Annotated in this window: 14 protein-coding genes; 11 read left to right on the forward strand and 3 right to left on the reverse strand. The window is 61.1% G+C overall.

Translation table 11 applies throughout. The annotated features are described in order from the left end of the window. Positions 1-162 precede the first annotated feature (162 nt). Together ACA049_RS16400 and ACA049_RS16405 are read right to left on the reverse strand one after the other, a co-directional pair. Complete coding sequence (locus tag ACA049_RS16400) at positions 163-1083, reverse strand: LysR substrate-binding domain-containing protein (protein WP_497328363.1); 921 nt, start codon at positions 1081-1083, stop codon at positions 163-165. Positions 1084-1170: 87 nt separating this feature from the next. Beyond that, positions 1171-1611, reverse strand: coding sequence for a carboxymuconolactone decarboxylase family protein (locus ACA049_RS16405; RefSeq protein WP_497328364.1), 441 nt, complete (start codon positions 1609-1611; stop codon positions 1171-1173). Positions 1612-1817: 206 nt separating this feature from the next. On the opposite strand from ACA049_RS16405, the gene pdxR reads away from it, so the two are divergent. The 4 genes from pdxR to ACA049_RS16425 all read left to right on the forward strand — a co-directional run bounded on the left by pdxR (position 1818) and on the right by ACA049_RS16425 (position 5229). After that, positions 1818-3251 (forward strand): MocR-like pyridoxine biosynthesis transcription factor PdxR, encoded by a 1434-nt coding sequence (gene pdxR, locus ACA049_RS16410; protein ID WP_497328365.1) that lies wholly within the window; start codon positions 1818-1820, stop codon positions 3249-3251. Between the two features lie 123 nt (positions 3252-3374). Beyond that, on the forward strand, positions 3375-3668 hold the full coding sequence (locus tag ACA049_RS16415) for a putative quinol monooxygenase (RefSeq protein ID WP_497328366.1): 294 nt from the start codon (positions 3375-3377) through the stop codon (positions 3666-3668). Positions 3669-3877: 209 nt separating this feature from the next. Then, a complete protein-coding gene (locus tag ACA049_RS16420) occupies positions 3878-4291 on the forward strand; it encodes a cupin domain-containing protein (protein WP_497328367.1) in 414 nt (137 codons plus the stop codon). A gap of 227 nt (positions 4292-4518) precedes the next feature. Beyond that, the gene (locus ACA049_RS16425) at positions 4519-5229 is read left to right on the forward strand and encodes an ATPase (RefSeq protein WP_497328368.1); all 711 of its coding nucleotides are present in this window, start codon (positions 4519-4521) and stop codon (positions 5227-5229) included. A gap of 163 nt (positions 5230-5392) precedes the next feature. Here the strand turns inward: ACA049_RS16425 and ACA049_RS16430 are convergent, their stop codons facing one another. Continuing rightward, positions 5393-10294, reverse strand: coding sequence for an NAD-glutamate dehydrogenase (locus ACA049_RS16430; protein ID WP_497328369.1), 4902 nt, complete (start codon positions 10292-10294; stop codon positions 5393-5395). Positions 10295-10797: 503 nt separating this feature from the next. On the opposite strand from ACA049_RS16430, the gene ACA049_RS16435 reads away from it, so the two are divergent. The 7 genes from ACA049_RS16435 to ACA049_RS16465 all read left to right on the forward strand — a co-directional run bounded on the left by ACA049_RS16435 (position 10798) and on the right by ACA049_RS16465 (position 18279). Continuing rightward, positions 10798-11151 (forward strand): hypothetical protein, encoded by a 354-nt coding sequence (locus ACA049_RS16435; RefSeq protein ID WP_497328370.1) that lies wholly within the window; start codon positions 10798-10800, stop codon positions 11149-11151. Positions 11152-11433: 282 nt separating this feature from the next. Then, positions 11434-12393 carry an AAA family ATPase gene (locus ACA049_RS16440; RefSeq protein WP_003218556.1) on the forward strand — a complete coding sequence of 320 codons (960 nt, stop codon included), beginning with the start codon at positions 11434-11436 and terminating at the stop codon, positions 12391-12393. Between the two features lie 5 nt (positions 12394-12398). Continuing rightward, complete coding sequence (locus ACA049_RS16445) at positions 12399-13343, forward strand: DUF58 domain-containing protein (protein WP_438659141.1); 945 nt, start codon at positions 12399-12401, stop codon at positions 13341-13343. Beyond that, positions 13340-13834: a DUF4381 domain-containing protein gene (locus tag ACA049_RS16450; RefSeq protein WP_497328371.1), complete on the forward strand. Its 495-nt coding sequence runs from the start codon at positions 13340-13342 to the stop codon at positions 13832-13834. Before ACA049_RS16445 ends, ACA049_RS16450 begins: the two co-directional genes overlap by 4 nt. Continuing rightward, a complete protein-coding gene (locus ACA049_RS16455; RefSeq protein WP_497328372.1) occupies positions 13827-14906 on the forward strand; it encodes a vWA domain-containing protein in 1080 nt (359 codons plus the stop codon). Before ACA049_RS16450 ends, ACA049_RS16455 begins: the two co-directional genes overlap by 8 nt. Then, on the forward strand, positions 14903-16642 hold the full coding sequence (locus ACA049_RS16460) for a tetratricopeptide repeat protein (protein ID WP_497328373.1): 1740 nt from the start codon (positions 14903-14905) through the stop codon (positions 16640-16642). Before ACA049_RS16455 ends, ACA049_RS16460 begins: the two co-directional genes overlap by 4 nt. Then, a complete protein-coding gene (locus tag ACA049_RS16465; RefSeq protein ID WP_497328374.1) occupies positions 16639-18279 on the forward strand; it encodes a BatD family protein in 1641 nt (546 codons plus the stop codon). Before ACA049_RS16460 ends, ACA049_RS16465 begins: the two co-directional genes overlap by 4 nt. The last annotated feature ends 32 nt before the right edge of the window (positions 18280-18311 follow it).

Genomic DNA, 18311 nt, shown 5'->3' on the forward strand with positions numbered 1-18311 from the left:
TCATCCTTGATGCAGACATGGCCGCTTACTCTACAACGCGTTCTTGTGGCATGGCGAGACCCAATGTGGGAGCGGGCTTGCTCGCGAATGCGGCGGCTCAGTTGGCATTGATTTGACTGATCCACCGCTTTCGCGAGCAAGCCCGCTCCCACAGGGACGGTGTCAGCCTTCGAACCAGTCCCGGCGCTCGTTGAAGGTGTTGTGGATCAGCTCGACAATCATCTGCACCTCGGCCTGACCCGCGGTCTCAGCATTGACCGCCATCCACACCTGGCGCTGCATCGGCTGATCGAACAACCCCGATAGCGCGACCAGGCCCCGGTCAAACCGGCTCATGTAATTAGGCAGCAACCCGATGCAGGCGCTGCAACGGATCATCTCCAGCATCAACTCATAAGAATGCAACTGCACCACACCGGCCAGACGCTGATCGACCACGCCATTCCACGGCCGAAAACTCTCGACCTGACGGTCCGGCTGCCATTGCACCAGCATGAAGTCGGCCAGGTCATCGAGGTTGTCAGGCCGGGCCGCGACGCGTGAATACCGTTTGGCGATGTGTGGCAGATAATCCAGTCGCGCCAGACGCTGAGGCTCGTTGACCGGGAAACTCGGGCCCGGCAGCGGGGAATCGGTGCCGGCCAGCCACAGCACCACATCGGCACTGACCGCTTGCAGCGACAGCTCGCTGTCCAGTGTGATGATGTCCAGGCGCACGCTGGCGTTGCGTCGCAACAGCGCGACCAGATCACGGCCAAGGATGTCATGCAGAATCGACTCGGCCACGGCCAGTCGAATCAACGGTTGTTCGATCACCGGCACGTCGTATTCATGAGCCAGGGCGATCAATTGCGCCTGAAGCTGCAACCCTTCACGGCTCAAGGCGAGGCCATTGTCCTGATGATTGAACAGCGAACACTGCAATTGCGTTTCAAGCTGCGCCAGGTGTTTGCGCAACTGGGTTGATTTGATATTGAGGCTGCGGGCCGCCTGCATGAAACAGCCGCAACGGGCGCTGACCCGGAAAGACTGCGCCAGCACCGGATCGATACCGGCGGCGCGGGTGGATTCCATGAATGACATCTATGACTCCTTGTCGCTCTATCCTTGAAGCCCTCATCCTGCGCAGCGTTTATGAACCTGACGTGACAGCCGCAGCGGAAAATCGATTCAGCCGCCGGGGGTTTGCCGAAAACTCACCGCCAGGCGATTCCAGCTGTTGATGGTGGTGACCGCGATGGTCAAGTCGACCATTTCGCTTTCGCTGAACTGCTCCCGGGCCAAGGCGTAGACGTCATCCGGCACATGGCTTTCAGAGAGCAACGTCACCGCTTCGGTCCAGGCCAGCGCCGCGCGTTCGCGAGGGTTGAAGAAGCCGCTGTCGCGCCACACCACAATCGAATACAAGCGCCGATCCGTCTCGCCGAGGCGCCTCGCGTCCACCGAATGCATGTCGGTGCAGAAGGCGCAGCCATTGAGTTGCGAGGCGCGGATCTTGATCAGGTGCAGCAGCGCTGGCTCGATGCTGAGGTTGCTGGTCAGCGCCTCCATGGCAATCATCGCTTTCATCGCCTTGGGCGATGCGCTGTAGTAATCCAGGCGGGAACTCATGGGGGCGGTCTCTTGGATCGAGTAGAGACCTCCAAGGTAGGCGCTGACACGCGGACGTTACAGATCCAATTCGGCGAAAAAGCCGTGGACCATTCGCCAGCAGACCAATCCTGGGTTTTTCGCCCACGCAACTTCTGCACAGCGGCTCATGCGGGTAATCTTGCGCGACGCACACGCGCCTCAATCGCCCCAGGAGCCTCGCCGGTATGGAACTTCATGTTGTCATCAACGGCCGCAAGGACCTGGCAGGCCAGTTGTACAACCAACTGCGCAGCGCCATTGAATCCGGTCGTCTGGCAGCCGGGACGCAGCTGCCGCCCAGCCGCTTGCTGGCCGAACAGCTGGGCATTTCGCGCAAGACCATTTCCGACACTTATGCGCAACTGACCTATGAAAACTTCCTCACCGGAGTGATCGGCAAAGGCACCTTCGTCAATGCCCGCACAGCGAAAGCCGCGCCCAAGCAAAGCCATTCGCAGCTGGCGAGCTTTGAGGTAATCGAGTCCTGGCGCACCCTGCCGGTGTTCCTGCGCCACCCGACCCTGGAAGGCTCGTTACGCTACGACTTCATCGGAGGCGCGACCAGCAAAGGTCAGTTTCCGCAGGACGATTGGCGGCGCTGCACCTCCCACGCGTTGCGCCAGATTGCCGCTTCCAAGGGCTTTTACAGCCTGCCCGAAGGCTTGCCGGCGCTGCGCAACGCGATCGCCCGGCATATCGCGTTTTCCCGCGGGGTCAATTGCCAGGATGAAGACGTGGTGGTGTGCAACGGCGCGCAACAGGCGCTGGACCTGATTTCCCGGGTGCTGACGCGTCCAGGCAGCATTGTCGCCATGGAAGACCCCGGCTACCCGCCGGCTCGCCTGTTGTTTGGCACCCACGGGGCGACGGTGATCGGGGTGCCGGTGGATGCTGAAGGGATTGAGGTGGACAAGATCCCGTTGGGCACCCGGCTGATTTACGTCACCCCGTCCCATCAGTTTCCGCTGGGCATGCCGATGAGTCAGGCGCGACGGGTTGCGCTGCTGGAGCGGGCGTACGAGTTGGGCGCGATCATCATCGAGGACGATTACGACAGTGAATTCCGCTACGAAGGGCGGCCTACCGATTCACTGCAGAGCATGGACGAACGCGGCATTGTCGCCTACGTCGGGACCTTTTCGAAAACCATGCTGCCGGAACTGCGGCTCGGTTATGCGGTGTTGCCACCGGCGATTCTTGAAGCCGTCATCCGCGCCAAACAGCTCACCGACCTGCACACCTCCACCCTGCCCCAATGGGCGTTGGCCAAGTTCATCGCCGAAGGCTGCTTGCTCAAGCACATTCGGCGCTGCCATACGATCTACGCCGGGCGCCGCGAACGGATCCTGACGCGCATGGCGGGCGACCTTTCACCCTGGCTGGAACCGGTGCCCACCACGGCAGGGTTCCACATGACAGTTATGTGCAAAGTGCCTGTCGATATTCCATTGGTGATCGAATTGGCGAAAAAGGTCGAAGTCGGGCTCTACGCCATCGACAGCTTTTTCTACCAGCAAACGCCAAGGGCCGGGTTTTTCCTGGGCTTTGGCGCCATCGAAACCCTGGACATCGACATCGCCCTGGACCGTTTGCGTGACATTTTGCAGCAGGTCGCCTGATCGATTGGACTGCGGCTTTATCCGGCGATTGGCTATTGGCGGTCCCAAGGTGCAGGCCTATCCTGCATAAGCGTTATCCCTCAGTGAGCAGGATTCGTCCGGCCTGATTCAGGAGTGTGAGCAATGTCCAACGAAGTGATCAATACCGTAAAGGTGCAGGCCGCCGCCGGCCGCTCGGAAGAACTGGGTAAGCAACTGCAAAAGATTGTAGACACCCTGCGTCAGCAACCGGGCTGTGAATCCTATATGGTCGACCGCTGCCCAGAGGACAGCAACCGCTGGACCGTCAGCGCCCGCTGGCAATCGGAAGCGGCCATGCAATCGCATTTCAATTGCCCTGAAGTACAAGGCTTTATTGGCCTGATCGACAACCAATTGGCTAATTCCGTCGACTTCAACAGCTTTCCGATCCGTTAGAACAAGATCAAAGATCGCAGCCTCGTTGCACTCGACAGCTCCTACAGGTCATTGCGTACTTTGTAGGAGCTGTCGAGTGAAACGAGGCTGCGATCTTTGCTTTTCAGCTGCTGGATTGGTCCCCTCACCTTCGCGAACATTGGCTGTTTGATTGGCCTCACCTGCGGACTATCGTTGGTTCTGACTACTAACCACCGCAGGTGATAACCATGAAAGCTTTGCGTTTCCTTGTTGCGCCGCTTGCCGCCCTTGCCCTGACCATTTCCGCGACTGCCATTGCTCACGAAGGCCCTTCAGAGAAGGTCACGGTTTTGCAGGATGAAGCGTTGAAAAACGTACCCGGCAAAAAAGCCATGATGATCGAGGTCGACTACAAGCCCGGCCAATCCTCGATTGCCCACAAGCATGAAGGCACGGCCATGGCGTACGTGCTTTCAGGCTCGATCACTTCTCAAGTGAAGGGTGAGATAGCGATCACCTACAAGGCCGGGCAGTATTGGTACGAGCCGGCCGGTTCGGAACATCTGATCTCGAAAAACGCCAGCGCGACCAAGCCTGCCAAACTGTTGGTCTTCATGGTCTTGTCCCCCGACGAGAAAGTGTTGATCCCCTTGGAAAACTGATAGCTGAACGAATAGCCATAAATAAAAAGGCCCGAATTAACCTTTCGGGCCTTTTTATTTCCCGGCGTAATGACCGGGCACTGTTTAAATCCAATTAAACTATTGGCCACTCAGGAAGTGCAGTTATTGGCTATTTCATTCAGCAGCGACGGGTTTAGTCTGGACTCACGCCGGATTAATCCGACATTACAACTTTCCGACTCAAGTTGTTTCACTGGAGAAACACCATGAAACTTGCGCTTGTCAGTACATTGACAATGACTGTTCTCTTGACCGGCTGTTCGGTTCCCACCGCGCCCAAAGCAGTGTCTTCGCTGGACGGCCTCTTCACCGAGCCGGTGGGCCGCAGCAGTGCCACTCACGTTCCCAACGGCAGCCAGGTTTCGTTGGGCGTCGTCTACAGCCGCAACACCCAGGACAACCGCGCGTACCTACAGGACTACCAGGCCAACGCCGGCACCGGTTTCGGCCAGAGCCTGCTGGTGCAGTCGATCCACGACGCCTACGTCGCCACCTCAAGACCGGACCAGGCCGTGGACTGGATCAAGGCCTCCCTGCAACGTCAGTTCGGCTCGGTGACCGTGTACCCGGACATGCAAAGCCTCAAAGCGGCGAAGCCCGATGTGGTCGCCATCGTCGACACCCGCAGCCAATTGATGACATCGCGCAGTTCGGATATCGAAGCGAATGTCAGTGCGCAGTTCTATGACGCGAACTTCAATTACATTGGCACTGCACAAGGGCATGATGCCAGAGCGTTGAGTCCGGTATGGGCGGATTACAAACGCAGTGAGGAGATCGTGGCGGATATTAACGAACAACAGAATGTTCAAGTTCGGGCATTGCAAAAGTTTGACCAGTCGCTCAGTAATTTATTGACCAGGCCGACAGATAAAGTGTCGATGCTTGATAACACAACGGGTCGGAAGTTGTATTAAGGCAAATGGCCCCTTCGCGGGCAAGCCTCGCTCCTACAGGGATGCGCAGTCTCTTGTAGGAGCGAGGCTTGCCCGCGAAGAGGCCTGTCCAGACAACACAAAACCTTCAGACAAAAAAAAGCCCCGCATCTCTCAATGCGGGGCTTTTTCATTCAACGCCTGTTCAGGCAGCCGGTTCCAGCTCGGCAGCTGCAGCAACAGGTGCAGGCACTACCGCTTGCCCGCTCAACGCCAGGTCCAGCAGTTCACGGTTGGCCACCGCGTACATGGCGTAGTCAGTGCCGCTGGCGGCACGGATTTCCACCAGCATGGCGCGCCAGCGTTCGATCATGCCGTTGTGCTCTTCCATCCACAGCGCCAGGCGGGTTTCCACGTCCTGAGTGCCGTCTCCCTGTTGCAGGACAGAGATGGTGATCGCACGTTGCTGCCAGTCGACGTCATCACGGAACGCTTCACGGGCCAGGGCCTGCCAGTTGTTTTCAACCGGCAGAGCGCTGATCTGTTGCAGGTACCAGGTGATGTCCAGCGCGCTGCCCACGGCGAAGTAAGCCTTCGCTACGTCCGCAGGGTTCTGGCCGGTCACGTCGGAGGCCTCGATGATCGGCAGCAAGGTGTACAGGTGCGAAGTGCCAGCCACCATGCGTGCGAGCAACTCCGGCACGCCGGCTTCGACGTATGCCTGATAGCGGGCCTGCCAGTTCTCGTGGATCTCGCCACTCAGCAGTTCGTCGAGCTTGAGGCCCAACTCCTTCAGATGCGGACCGAAGTGCGCGACGTCACGGGCAGCGTTCTGCTCGTTGCGACGGGCACGCAGGAACCAGCGTGTGGCGCGACGGCCCAGACGCATCAACTCGTCCATCAGCTCCAGTTGCACGTCGGCGGAGACCTGGTAATCCAGCGCTTCGATCTGACGGAACCAGTGCGGGAGGTGGAAGATGTCACGCACGATCACATAAGCACCGGCCACGTTCGCCGGGCTCATGCCGGTCGACTCTTTGAGTCGTTGAACGAAGGTGATGCCCATGTGGTTCACCAGATCGTTGGCGATCTGGGTGCTGACGATCTCACGCTTCAGACGGTGACGGCGCATGGCGGCGGAGAACTTGCTCACCAGGCTTGGCGGGAAAGCGGTTTCCATGTCGCGCGTCAGGTAGTCGTCGTCCGGCACCTGGGAGTTGAGCAGCGCTTCCTTGAGGTCGATCTTGCTGTAGGAGATCAGCACCGACAGCTCGGCACGGGTCAGGCCGTGGCCTTCCGCGAGGCGTTCGTTGATCGCTTCTTCAGACGGCAGGAACTCGATGGCGCGATCCAGCTTGCCGCGGCCTTCCAGATCGTTCATCAGGCGCTTGTATTCGGCAATCCGCACGAAAGCACGGCGGGCCGCCAGGGACAGGGCCTGAGTCTGCTTGTAGTTGTTGCCCAGCACCAGGTTGCCGACTTCGTCGGTCATGCTCGCCAGCAACTGGTTGCGTTGCTTGTCGGTCATGTCACCGGCCTGAACCACTTCGTTCAGCAGGATCTTGATGTTCACTTCGTGGTCGGAGCAGTCCACACCACCGGCGTTGTCGATGAAGTCGGTGTTGGAACCGCCGCCATTGAGGCCGAATTCGACACGACCCAGCTGGGTCATACCGAGGTTACCGCCCTCGCCCACGACTTTGCAGCGCAGTTCGTTGCCGTTCACGCGCAGTGCATCGTTGGCCTTGTCGCCAACATCGGCGTGGCTTTCGGTGCTGGCTTTGACGTAAGTACCGATACCGCCGTTCCACAACAGGTCCACCGGGGCCTTGAGCAAGGCATTCAGCAGTTCGGTCGGGGTCAGCTTGTCCGCCTGGATGTCGAAGCGCTCTTTCATCTGCGGGGAAATCGCGATGCTTTTCGCGCTACGGGAGAAGATCCCGCCGCCTTCGGACATGATGCTGGTGTCGTAATCCGACCACGCCGAACGCGGCAGGTCGAACAGGCGCTGACGCTCGGCGAAGCTGTTCGCCGGCTCAGGATTCGGGTCGATGAAGATGTGCAGGTGGTTGAACGCTGCGACCAGTTGCAGCTTGTCGGACATCAACAAGCCGTTACCGAACACGTCACCGGCCATGTCGCCGACGCCGACCACGGTGATGCTGTCTTCCTGGACATTGATGCCGCGCTCGCGGAAGTGACGTTGTACGCCGACCCACGCGCCCTTGGCGGTGATGCCCATCTTCTTGTGGTCGTAACCGGCAGAACCACCGGACGCGAACGCGTCACCCAGCCAGAAGCCGTAGTCGATGGCGATGCCGTTGGCGATGTCGGAGAAGGTTGCAGTGCCCTTGTCCGCGGCGACCACCAGGTACGGGTCATCGTCGTCATGACGCACGACGTTGGCCGGCGGAACCAGCGCGCCGTCTTTCAGGTTGTCGGTGATGTCCAACAGGCCCGAGATGAAGATGCGGTAGCAGGCGATGCCCTCGGCTGCGATCTCGTCACGGCTGCCGCCCAGTGGCAAGCGGCGCGGCAGGAAGCCGCCCTTGGCGCCCACTGGCACGATGACCGAGTTCTTCACTTGCTGGGCTTTTACCAGGCCCAGGACTTCGGTACGGAAGTCTTCTTCACGGTCAGACCAGCGCAGACCACCGCGCGCCACGTTGCCGAAGCGCAGGTGCACGCCTTCGACGCGAGGCGAGTAAACGAAGATTTCGAACTTCGGTACTGGCTTCGGCAGCTCTGGAATCTGGTGCGGGTTGAACTTGAAGCTGAAGTAGGACTTGTTCTTGCCGTTCGCATCGGTCTGGTAGAAGTTGGTCCGCAGTGTGGCCTTGATCAGGTCCAGGTAGCGACGCAGGATGCGGTCTTCGTTGAGCACCTGGACTTCGTCCAGCGCGGCGATGATCGCGTGTTCCAGGCGTTGCTGCTTGTCTTCCAGGTCGTCGCTGGTCAGCTTGCGCGCCAGGTAGAAACGGGTCTTGAACAACCGGGTCAACTCGCGAGCGATGTCGGTGTGGTTGTTCAGGGTGCTGGCGATGTAACCCAGGTCGAAGCCCAGGCGGATCTGCTTCATGTAACGGGCGTAGGCGCGCAGCAGCGCCACATCACGCCATGGCAGGCCGGCGGTCAGTACCAGGCGGTTGAACGCATCGTTCTCGGCATCGCCACGCACGATGTGGACGAAGGCGTCCTGCAAGGTGTCGTTGAGTTGCTGGATGTCGAGTTCCAGGCCTTCAGCGGCGGTGAACGCGAAGTCGTGAATCCAGAACTCGCGGCCACTGTTGTGACGCAGGCGGTACGGGAACTCACCCAACACGCGCAGACCGAGGTTTTCCAGGATCGGCAACACGTCGGACAGTGCCAGCGGCGTGTCGGCGTGATACAGCTTGCAGTGCAGCTCGCGCTGACCGGAGACCTGACCCAGTGGCTGATAGAAGCTCATCACCAGTGGATTTTTTTCGTTCAGGCTCAGCAGGTGCTGCATGTCGACCACGGCCGAGTGGGCAGCGAAACGCTCGCGGTAACCGGCCGGGAAGCCTTTCGGGAAATCAGCCAGCACGTTGGTGCCGTGGGCTTCGCCGAAGCTTTCGACGATCAGGCTGGCGTAGTCGTCCTGCCAGCTGCGGCAGGCTTGCACGACTTCTTTTTCCAGCAGGACCGGGTCGATGTCGAGCCGGTTCTTCGGATCGACGCGCAAAATCAGCTGCACGCGAGCCAGCACGGATTCGGAGAAGAAGGTCCAGAACTCGCAATCCGAGGCTTTCAGGCGATCCATCAGCACTTGCTGGATCTTCTGGCGCACTTCGGTGGAGTAGATGTCGCGCGGCACGTAGGCCAGGCAGTAGCAGAAACGGCCGTACGGGTCTTTGCGCAGGAACACGCGGATCTTGTTGCGTTCCTGGATCTGCACGATCGACATCACGGTGCTGAACAGCTCGTCCACCGGGGTCTGGAACAGATCATCGCGCGGCAGCACTTCAACCACCTGCGCCAGTTCCTTGCCCAGGTGAGCCTTGGGCTGGAAGCCGGAACGGCGTTCGATTTCTTCGACCTTGCGGCGGATGTACGGAATGACCCGCACGCTCTCGCCATACACCGAAGAGGTGTACAGGCCCATGAAACGACATTCCTTGATGACTTTGCCGTCGGCGTCGATTTCACGGATCGACACATAGTCCGGGTAAGCCGGACGGTGGACTCGGCTCGGGTGCGCAGCCTTGGCGAACGACAACAGGGTCGGTTCGCGCAGGTAGTTCACGGCGTAGTCTTCGATGCGCAGGTCATCGTAGGTCAGGCCGGTGCGCAGCAGTTTGGTCAGGCCGAGGAAGGAATCCTGGTCGTAGACGATGTGGCCGCCGTCGACTTCATCGCGAACCACGAATTCTTCATAGCCCAGGAACGTGAAGTGGTTGCCCACCAGCCATTCAAGGAAGCTTTTGATTTCGGCTTTTTCTTCTGGATCAACCGCGAACTGGCTGCTGTCCAGGTTGGTCAGGATTTCCTGAACCTTGGCTTTCATCGGTTCGAAATCGGTGACCGCGACGCGGACTTCACCGAGAACCTGCTCCAGCTCTTTGGTCAGGACATTGAGCTCGGCCGCGTTGGCGCAACGGTCGATTTCCAGGTACATCAGCGATTCTTGCAGAATGCCTTCGCCCTGGGTGCCCTTCGGCAGGATTTCCAGCAGATCGCCCTTGCTGCCGCGACGCACGCTCAGCACAGTGGTTTGCAGGGTATGAATGCTGTAGCCGCGACGGTTCAGCTCGGTACGTACCGAGTCCACCAGGAATGGCAGGTCGTGGTGCAGCACTTCGACCGCGGTATGGGTCGACTGCCAGCCGTGGCGTTCGTAGTCAGGGTTGTAGACGCGCACTTGCGGTTGCGCGTGATCGAAGCGCTCAAGCAGGCGCCACGCAGAAAGAGTGCAGCCGGCGAGGTCGGACAACCGACGCTGGGTCAGCTCGTCCAGGGAAATGATGCCGAAGAATTGTTCAGCGAACAGCGCCACTTGTGGCAGTGCCTGTTCACTGATGTGCTGGGCCAGTGCCGCTTGCAGTTGGTGCTGGAAGTCGGCTTTGCTGGCTGCGGTGAAGAACGCCATCTGTGGTACTCCGCTTGGGCTTGTTATTGATGGAAGCGTCGCGTGCAAAACCCCTTTCGGGGCGATCCGTCACCCTGTTCCTGATTCTCGGGCAGAGGAAACAGGATGACAGGTGGGTGAAGCTGGACGAGACACTCAGGTCACATTCACCTTCCATGGATGGCTATCGGCAAAAACGCCTGTGCGATGAATTGCACAATGTCTTTACGGATATCCATTCGATGCGCAGCTTAACGAGTGCGGCAAGGCCTGTGCTTGCGGCGCTGCGACATATTCGGTCATCGGTACGCAGCTGGCGGCATACGCCTCGAACAACACTAGCAGTCGTGCAGGAAAACGGGCGGTTTATCCCCGGTTTTACGGCACATCCGTACCAGAAATGACCAGCAACACACCAAGTGTTCACGACACATCCTCTGACACTCAGCCAAGCAGAAATTCCCGAGGGCTGGCAGAATCGCCTTTTATTGCGTTCTCAACGCTCGCCGAGCCAGGATTTCCCCATGCAAATGACCACCCCCCTCTTGATCGTCAACCCGTGCGATGACGAAGAAGACAACATGGCCATGCTCTGCTGCCACAGCGAACAGGGCGACATGTTCCTGATGACCCGTTACCCGGACGAAGACGAGCTGGAAATCACCCTTGATGGCGAGCCTTCGACGCTGGATGGCGTGAAGGTGACCTTGAGCGCAACTCGCTTGCTGATTGAAATCGCGGCGGCGGATGCGGATGCGTTGAATGGCGATGATTCGCTGGAGATCATTCACAGCACGGATGCGAGTGATCTGGCTGAAGTTGAATTGACCCTGCAGAACATCCTCAAGGGCACCGGGACTTATATAAGCGAGCTTTGATGGTGTCTGGGAGGGCCTCTTCGCGGGCAAGCCTCGCTCCTACAGTGGACCGCGTGTATCTGACAGACGCGGTCACCTGTAGGAGCGAGGCTTGCCCGCGAAGGCGTCCGAAAGCACGCCGCAATTCCCCGCCCCTACAAATCTCCAACAAATTCGCCCCTCATTTCCCACACTTTGCACAAAATGCCGTTAGTCGCCGCCCCCCGCGATGCATTAAAGTAACGCCCCCAGCCCTGGCGTTATTCGAACGTCTTCGGTCACCCTTTCCAGGAACAGTCATCGATGGAACATCGTGAAGCGCTGCTAGCGCTGCGAACCTTTCTTTCAACGCAGATTCTCGGCCAGGAAAAACTCATCGAGCGCTTGCTCATCGCCTTGCTCGCCGACGGCCACATGCTGGTCGAGGGCGCCCCGGGGCTGGCCAAGACCAAGGCCATCAAAGAACTCGCCGAAGGCATCGAAGCCCAGTTCCATCGCATCCAGTTCACTCCCGACCTGCTGCCCGCCGACATCACCGGCACCGAAATCTATCGCCCGGAAACCGGCAGCTTCGTGTTCCAGCAAGGCCCGATCTTCCACAACCTGGTGCTCGCGGACGAAATCAACCGTGCCCCGGCCAAGGTGCAATCAGCCCTTCTCGAAGCGATGGCCGAGCGCCAGGTCAGTGTCGGGCGCAGCACTTACGAGCTGTCGCCGCTGTTTCTGGTGATGGCCACGCAAAACCCGATCGAGCAGGAAGGCACCTATCCGTTGCCGGAGGCCCAGCTCGACCGCTTCCTGATGCACGTCAAAATCGGCTTCCCGGACGCTGCTGTCGAACGCCGGATCCTGCAACAGGCCCGGGGCGAAGCCCTGAACGGTGAAACCAAACCCGAGCGTCGGGTCAGCCAGCAGGCGATTTTCGCCGCACGCAAGGAAATCCTCGGTCTGTACATGGCCGACGCCGTGGAGGAATACCTGGTGCAACTGGTCATGGCCACGCGCACCCCGGCCAAGTTCGACCCCGAGATGGCCGAATGGATCGCCTACGGCGCCAGCCCACGCGGTTCGATTGCCCTCGACCGTTGCGCCCGGGCCCACGCCTGGCTGGCGGGTCGCGATTTCGTCAGCCCGGAAGACATTCAGGCGGTGCTGTTCGACGTATTGCGCCACCGCATCATTCTTTCCTTTGAAGCCGAAGCCGCTGGCATCGATCAGGACCGGGTGGTCCAGCGGATTCTCGACGTCGTAGCCGTCGCTTGACCCCGATGAACGCCCTCCTGCCGCCCGAGCCGGGCATCCGCGTCAGCCTCGCCGAGCTGATCGAGATGCGCCATCGCGTGCGCGAAGTGCAGCTGTTTTCCACGCCGAGCCAGCGCAGCCCGTTGATCGGCCTGCACCACTCCAAGCTGCGTGGCCGTGGCGTCGACTTCGATCAGGTGCGGGTCTATCAGGCCGGCGACGACGTGCGCACCATCGACTGGCGCGTCACCGCCCGCACCCAGGAACCCCACACCAAGCTGTTTCACGAAGAACGCGAACGACCGATTTTCATCATGGTCGAGCAAAGCCGTCGGCTGTTTTTCGGTTCCGGGCTGATGTTCAAATCGGTACTCGCCGCCCAGGCCGCGAGCCTGATTGGCTGGGCCGCCCTGGGCCATAACGACCGGGTCGGCGGGCTGGTGTTCGGTGACAACGAGCACTACGAGATCAAGCCTCGGCGCAGCAAGCAAAGCCTGCTGCAACTGCTGAACCGTCTGGTACGGGTCAATCAGTCGCTGCACACCGAAAGCGAGCAGAACCGCGACTCCCTGAACCTGGCCCTGCGGCGTGCACGGGAAGTGCTGCGTCCAGGCAGTCTGGTGATTGTGATCTGTGATGAACGCGCCTTGACCGAAGGTTCGGAGCAACAGCTAAGTCTGTTGTCACGCCATTGCGACCTGTTGCTGCTGCCGCTGTCCGATCCGCTGGACCACGCCCTGCCTGCCGCCGGGCTGCTTCGCTTCGCCGAACGCGGCGCGCAACTGGAACTCGACACGCTGAATTTCGACCTGCGCCAGACCTACCGCGCCCAGGCCGAAGCCCGTATCGCTCGCTGGGAACTGCTCGCGCAAAAGCTGCGCGTATTGCTGATGCCGTTGAGCACCCAGAGCGAGATGGTCGAGCAACTGCGCGAATACCTGAACCCACAAAAACCGGGGAAAGGTCGATGAGCAGCCTCGATCAACTGCAACCGCTGATCTCCCCGCCGCCCATCGAGTTCTGGCCGCCCGCGCCCGGTTGGTGGCTGTTGCTGTTGTTGCTGCCGCTGATCGGCTTCGGGCTGTGGAAGGCGCGGCGCTTCATCCCGAATAAACGCCCGATCATCCGCGCCGAACAACCGCTGGACCCGGTGCGTATCGCTGCGTTGGCGGAACTCGCGCGGATGCCAAAACCCTACGACGGCGCACCCGCCGGCGCCTGGTTGCAGCAGCTCAACGGCTTGCTCAAACGCCTGTGCCGCAACCACTACCCCTACAGCCAGAGCCACACCCTCAACGGGCGCAAATGGCTGGCGTTCCTCGACAACCGCTGCCCCGCCGCCGGCCTGACTCGCTGGATGGTGCTGGTCGAAGGCGCCTATAAACCCGAATGCAAACTCGACGACAAGGCCATCGCCGGCCTGACTCAAGCCGTCGACACCTGGATTCGCAAACATGTTTGAGTTCGCCTGGCCGTGGATCTTTGCCCTGCTGCCGCTGCCTTGGCTGATGCGCATCGTGCTGCCGGTGGCCGACAGTGGCGAACCGGCGCTCAAAGTCAGCTTTCTCAATGACCTCGAAGGCCTGGCCCGTCGGCGCGCCCGGGCCAACCTGCCGGCGTGGCGCCAGCAAGCACCGTTCATTTTGCTGTGGCTGTTGCTGCTGATGGCGGCGGCGCGCCCGCAATGGCTGGGCGATCCGTTGCCGATTGCCGCCAGTGGTCGCGATCTGCTGGTGGCCGTGGACGTGTCCGGTTCCATGGATTTCCCCGACATGCAGTGGCAGGACGAAGACGTCAGCCGCCTGTCACTGGTCCAGCATTTGCTCGGTGATTTCCTTGAAAGTCGCGACGGTGACCGCGTCGGCCTGATCCTGTTCGGCAGCCAGGCGTACCTGCAAGCGCCGCTGACATTCGACCGGCGCACCGTGCGCGTGTGGCTCGACGAAGCGCGCATCGGCATCGCCGGCAAAAACACCGCGATCGGCGATGCCATCGGCCTGGCCCTTAAACGGCTGCGCATGCGTCCGGCCCAGAGCCGCGTGCTGATCCTGGTCACGGACGGGGCAAACAACGGCGGTGAAATCGATCCACTGACAGCGGCGCGACTGGCCGCCAAAGAAGGCGTGAAAATCTACCCGATCGGCATCGGCGCCGATCCGGAGCAAAGCGGCACCCTGGGTTTCCTTGGGGTCAATCCGAGCCTGGACCTCGACGAGCCGGCGCTGAAAGCCATCGCCCAAGCTACGGGGGGCCAGTACTTCCGCGCCCGCGATGGCAAAGAACTGCAGACCATCAAGGACACCCTCGACACACTCGAGCCGGTGACTCAACAACCGACCCAGGCACGCCCGGCGCAAGCGTTGTATCACTGGCCTTTGGCGCTGGCGTTGCTGTTGAGCATGTTGCTGGTGGTGCGCGAGCGCTGGCCGGATAACCCGCTGCAACGGCTGTTCACCAAGGATCTGTTTTTGCAGACGCAACTGCCTGACTGGCGCCAGCGGCTCAAACGCCTGCGCCTGCGGAGGCGCCGATGAGTGCGCTGTGGCCGTACTGGTTCCGCCCATGGTGGCTGCTGTTGTTGCCGCTGTTGGGCTGGTTGCTCTGGCAACTCTGGCACCGGCAAAAACGCGCCGGGCGCTGGCAGATGATCCTGCCGCCGGCCTTCCACGCCGCATTGCTGAGCGGTGGCAACGGTCGCGACAGCAAGTTGCCGTGGGTCGTCCTCGGCGTGGCGTGGGTGCTGACCGTTCTGGCCTTGCTGGGGCCGAGTTGGGAGCGCGTCGAACAACTCAGTCAGAAGCCCGCCGACCCGCTGGTGGTTGTGCTGGAACTGACCCCGGAAATGCTCGCCACCGACGTCGCGCCGAACCGACTCGAACAGGCCCGGCGCAAGCTGTTGGACCTGCTGCAAGTCCGCAGCGACGCCCAGACCGCGATCGTCGTCTACGCCGGCAGCGCGCACACCTTGGTGCCACTGTCGGACGACCTGTCGACCAGCCGCAATCTGCTGGACGCACTCAAGCCATCGCTGATGCCCGAGGCCGGCCATCGCGCCGATCTGGCGGTGACCAAAGCCCTGGCGCTGCTCAATCAGGGCGATTTGGGTGAAGGCCGGATCCTGTTGATCGGTTCCACCCTGACGGACCTGGAACGTGAAGGCATTCGCCAGGCGCTGGAGAGAAAATCGACGCAGTTTCTGATGCTCGGGATCGGTACCGCCGAAGGCGCGCCGGTCGCGCAAGAGGACGGCAGTTTCCTCAAGGACGATCAGGGCGCGATTCTGGTGCCGCACCTGGACAGTCCGAGCCTGAAAGCCTTTGCCAACGACCTCGGCGGACGCTATCGCCCGGCGCGTCTGGACGATGCCGACTTGCGCGGGCTTGGCCTGCTCGATGGCCCACGCACCTTGCGTAACGACGGCCAGACCTTGCGCCTCGACACCTGGGCCGATCAGGGTTACTGGTTGCTGCTGCCGCTGTTGTTGCTCGCCGCCTGTGCCGGTCGTCGTGGCTGGTTGTTCTGCCTGCCGCTGCTGTTCCTGCTGCCGCAACCGAGCTATGCCTTCGACTTTGAAGACTTGTGGCTGCGCCCCGATCAACGGGGCCTGCATTTGCTCAGGCAGGGCCATCCGGCCAAGGCGTCGCAGCACTTTGAAGATCCGCAGTGGCAAGGCGTGGCGCTGTATGAGGCCGGCGACTTCAGCGGCGCCGCCCAGCGGTTCGCCCAGGGCAACGATGCCCACGCCCACTACAATCGTGGCAACGCCCTGGCTAAAAGCGGTGAGCTGGAAGCGGCGCTGGACGCTTACGAACAGGCACTGGAGCGGCAACCGGATCTGCGCCCGGCACAGACCAACAAGGCGTTGGTCGAGAGTCTGCTCAAGCAGAAAAACGCACCGCCACCGGTCGAGCCGCAGAAAACCGCGAGTGACGACCCCGAGACCACGGCGCAAGAGCCGCCACCGGGTGCTGCCACGCAACCGGCGGACACTGACCATCCGAAATCCGACGCCGAGCAGACCACTCCGGACGCCGGGCAGCAGGCCACGACGCCACCGAAGCCGGGCGCCAATGAAGTCCCGGGCAGCGAACTGGAGGACGAGCAAACCACCACGCCACCGATGCGGCCGGCCAGCGACAATATCGATGGCGAACAGCGTCAGGCGCTGGAGCAATGGCTGCGCAAGATCCCCGATGACCCGGGCGAATTGCTCAGACGCAAATTCTGGTACGAACAGCAACAACATCAGGATCAGGAAAAAACGCGATGACCCGCTTCACCCTTTTCATGCTCGCCCTGCTGCTCTGCACCGCCCAGGCCCAGGCGGCAGCGCTGGTCGCCAGCGTCGATCGCAGTCGCCTGAACTCCGGCGAGACGGTTGAACTGACCCTGGAATCCAACGACGTGACGCAGTTCGGCAAGCCTGACCTGGCGCCGCTGGAGCCGCTGTTCGAAGTGCGCGGCACCCGCCAGGTCAACCAACTGACCACACTGAACGGCGACAACCGCGCCACCACGCGCTGGATCATCACTTTGCTGCCGAAGGAAAACGGCAGCGTGACGATTCCACCGTTGCAGCTGGGCGACGTCCAGAGTCAGCCGATCACCGTGCAAGTGGTCGAAAGCGAAACACAGGACACCGCGAACAAACTGGCGCCGGTATTCATCGATGCCAGTCTCGACCAGACCAGCGTCTACGTGCAGGCCCAGGCGATCCTGACCTTGCGCATCTACCATTCGGTGTCGCTGTACGACGACAGCAGCCTGACCCCATTGCAGATTCCCGATGCGCGCATCGAACAACTGGGCGAGTCGCGCACGTACGAGAAAGTCATCAACAATCTGCGGCATGGCGTGATCGAAATGCGCTATGCGATCTACCCGCAACACAGCGGCGAATTGACCATTCCGGCGCAGATGTTCAGCGCCACGCTTGTGGACGCGCAGCCCGCTCAGGACGCCGCCGCCCAGGCGCCGAAATCCGGGAAACTGATGCGTGTCAGCTCGGCCCCGATTCTGCTGACGGTCAAGGCCAAACCCATTACCTACCCGGCCGACCTGCCCTGGCTGCCGGCTCGCAGCCTGAGCCTGAGCGAAAGCTGGAACCCGGAGCCGGACCATGCGCAGGTCGGTGATTCGCTGACCCGCAGCCTGACCTTGAAGGCCGAAGGCCTGGCCAGCTCACAACTGCCGCCGCTGCCCGCCACCGACGTCAACGGCCTGCGGCGCTACCCGGATCAACCGGTGCTGAGCAACCAGAATACCGAACGCGGTTTGATCGGCAGCCGTGAAGATCGCGAAGCACTGGTGCCGGGCCGCAGTGGCGCCATCGAGCTGCCTGCGGTGGAAGTGGTCTGGTGGAACACCTTCGAAGATCACCTGGAACACAGCAGCCTGCCGGCCCGCAGCCTGGAAGTGGCGAGCAACCCGAGCCTGGTGGTCGATACGCCGATGAGCACCGCGCAAGTGAATGCCGGCGTCGACAGTGAAATCCTGTGGAAGTGGAAACTCAGCACCTTGATCCTGGCCTGCACCACGTTGCTGGGCTTCGGCCTCTGGTGGCGTGGCCGCTGGCAACCGGCCGTGCTGCGTGCCGCACAGACCGGCCCGAGCCCACGCACCGTCCTCGACGAACTCAAACGTGCCTGCCAGGCCAACGATCCTCACGCCACCCGCCAGGCCCTCGACGCCTGGGCCCGGCAACAACCGGAAACCCTTGCCGACATGGCCGCCCGCTTCGTGCCACTGTCCGACGCACTGGACGGCCTGAACGGCGCGCTCTACAGCGAAACCGGCCAGCACTGGCAAGGCGAAGAACTGTGGCGGGCAATCAAGGCGATCCCGATTGCCGAGCGGGTACAGGACCCGGTGGGTGACAGTGGCCTGCCGCCGCTTTATCCGAAATAACCCCAATCCTGCAGGAGCCGGCTTGCTGGCGA

Source organism: Pseudomonas sp. LBUM1662, from assembly GCF_059695915.1.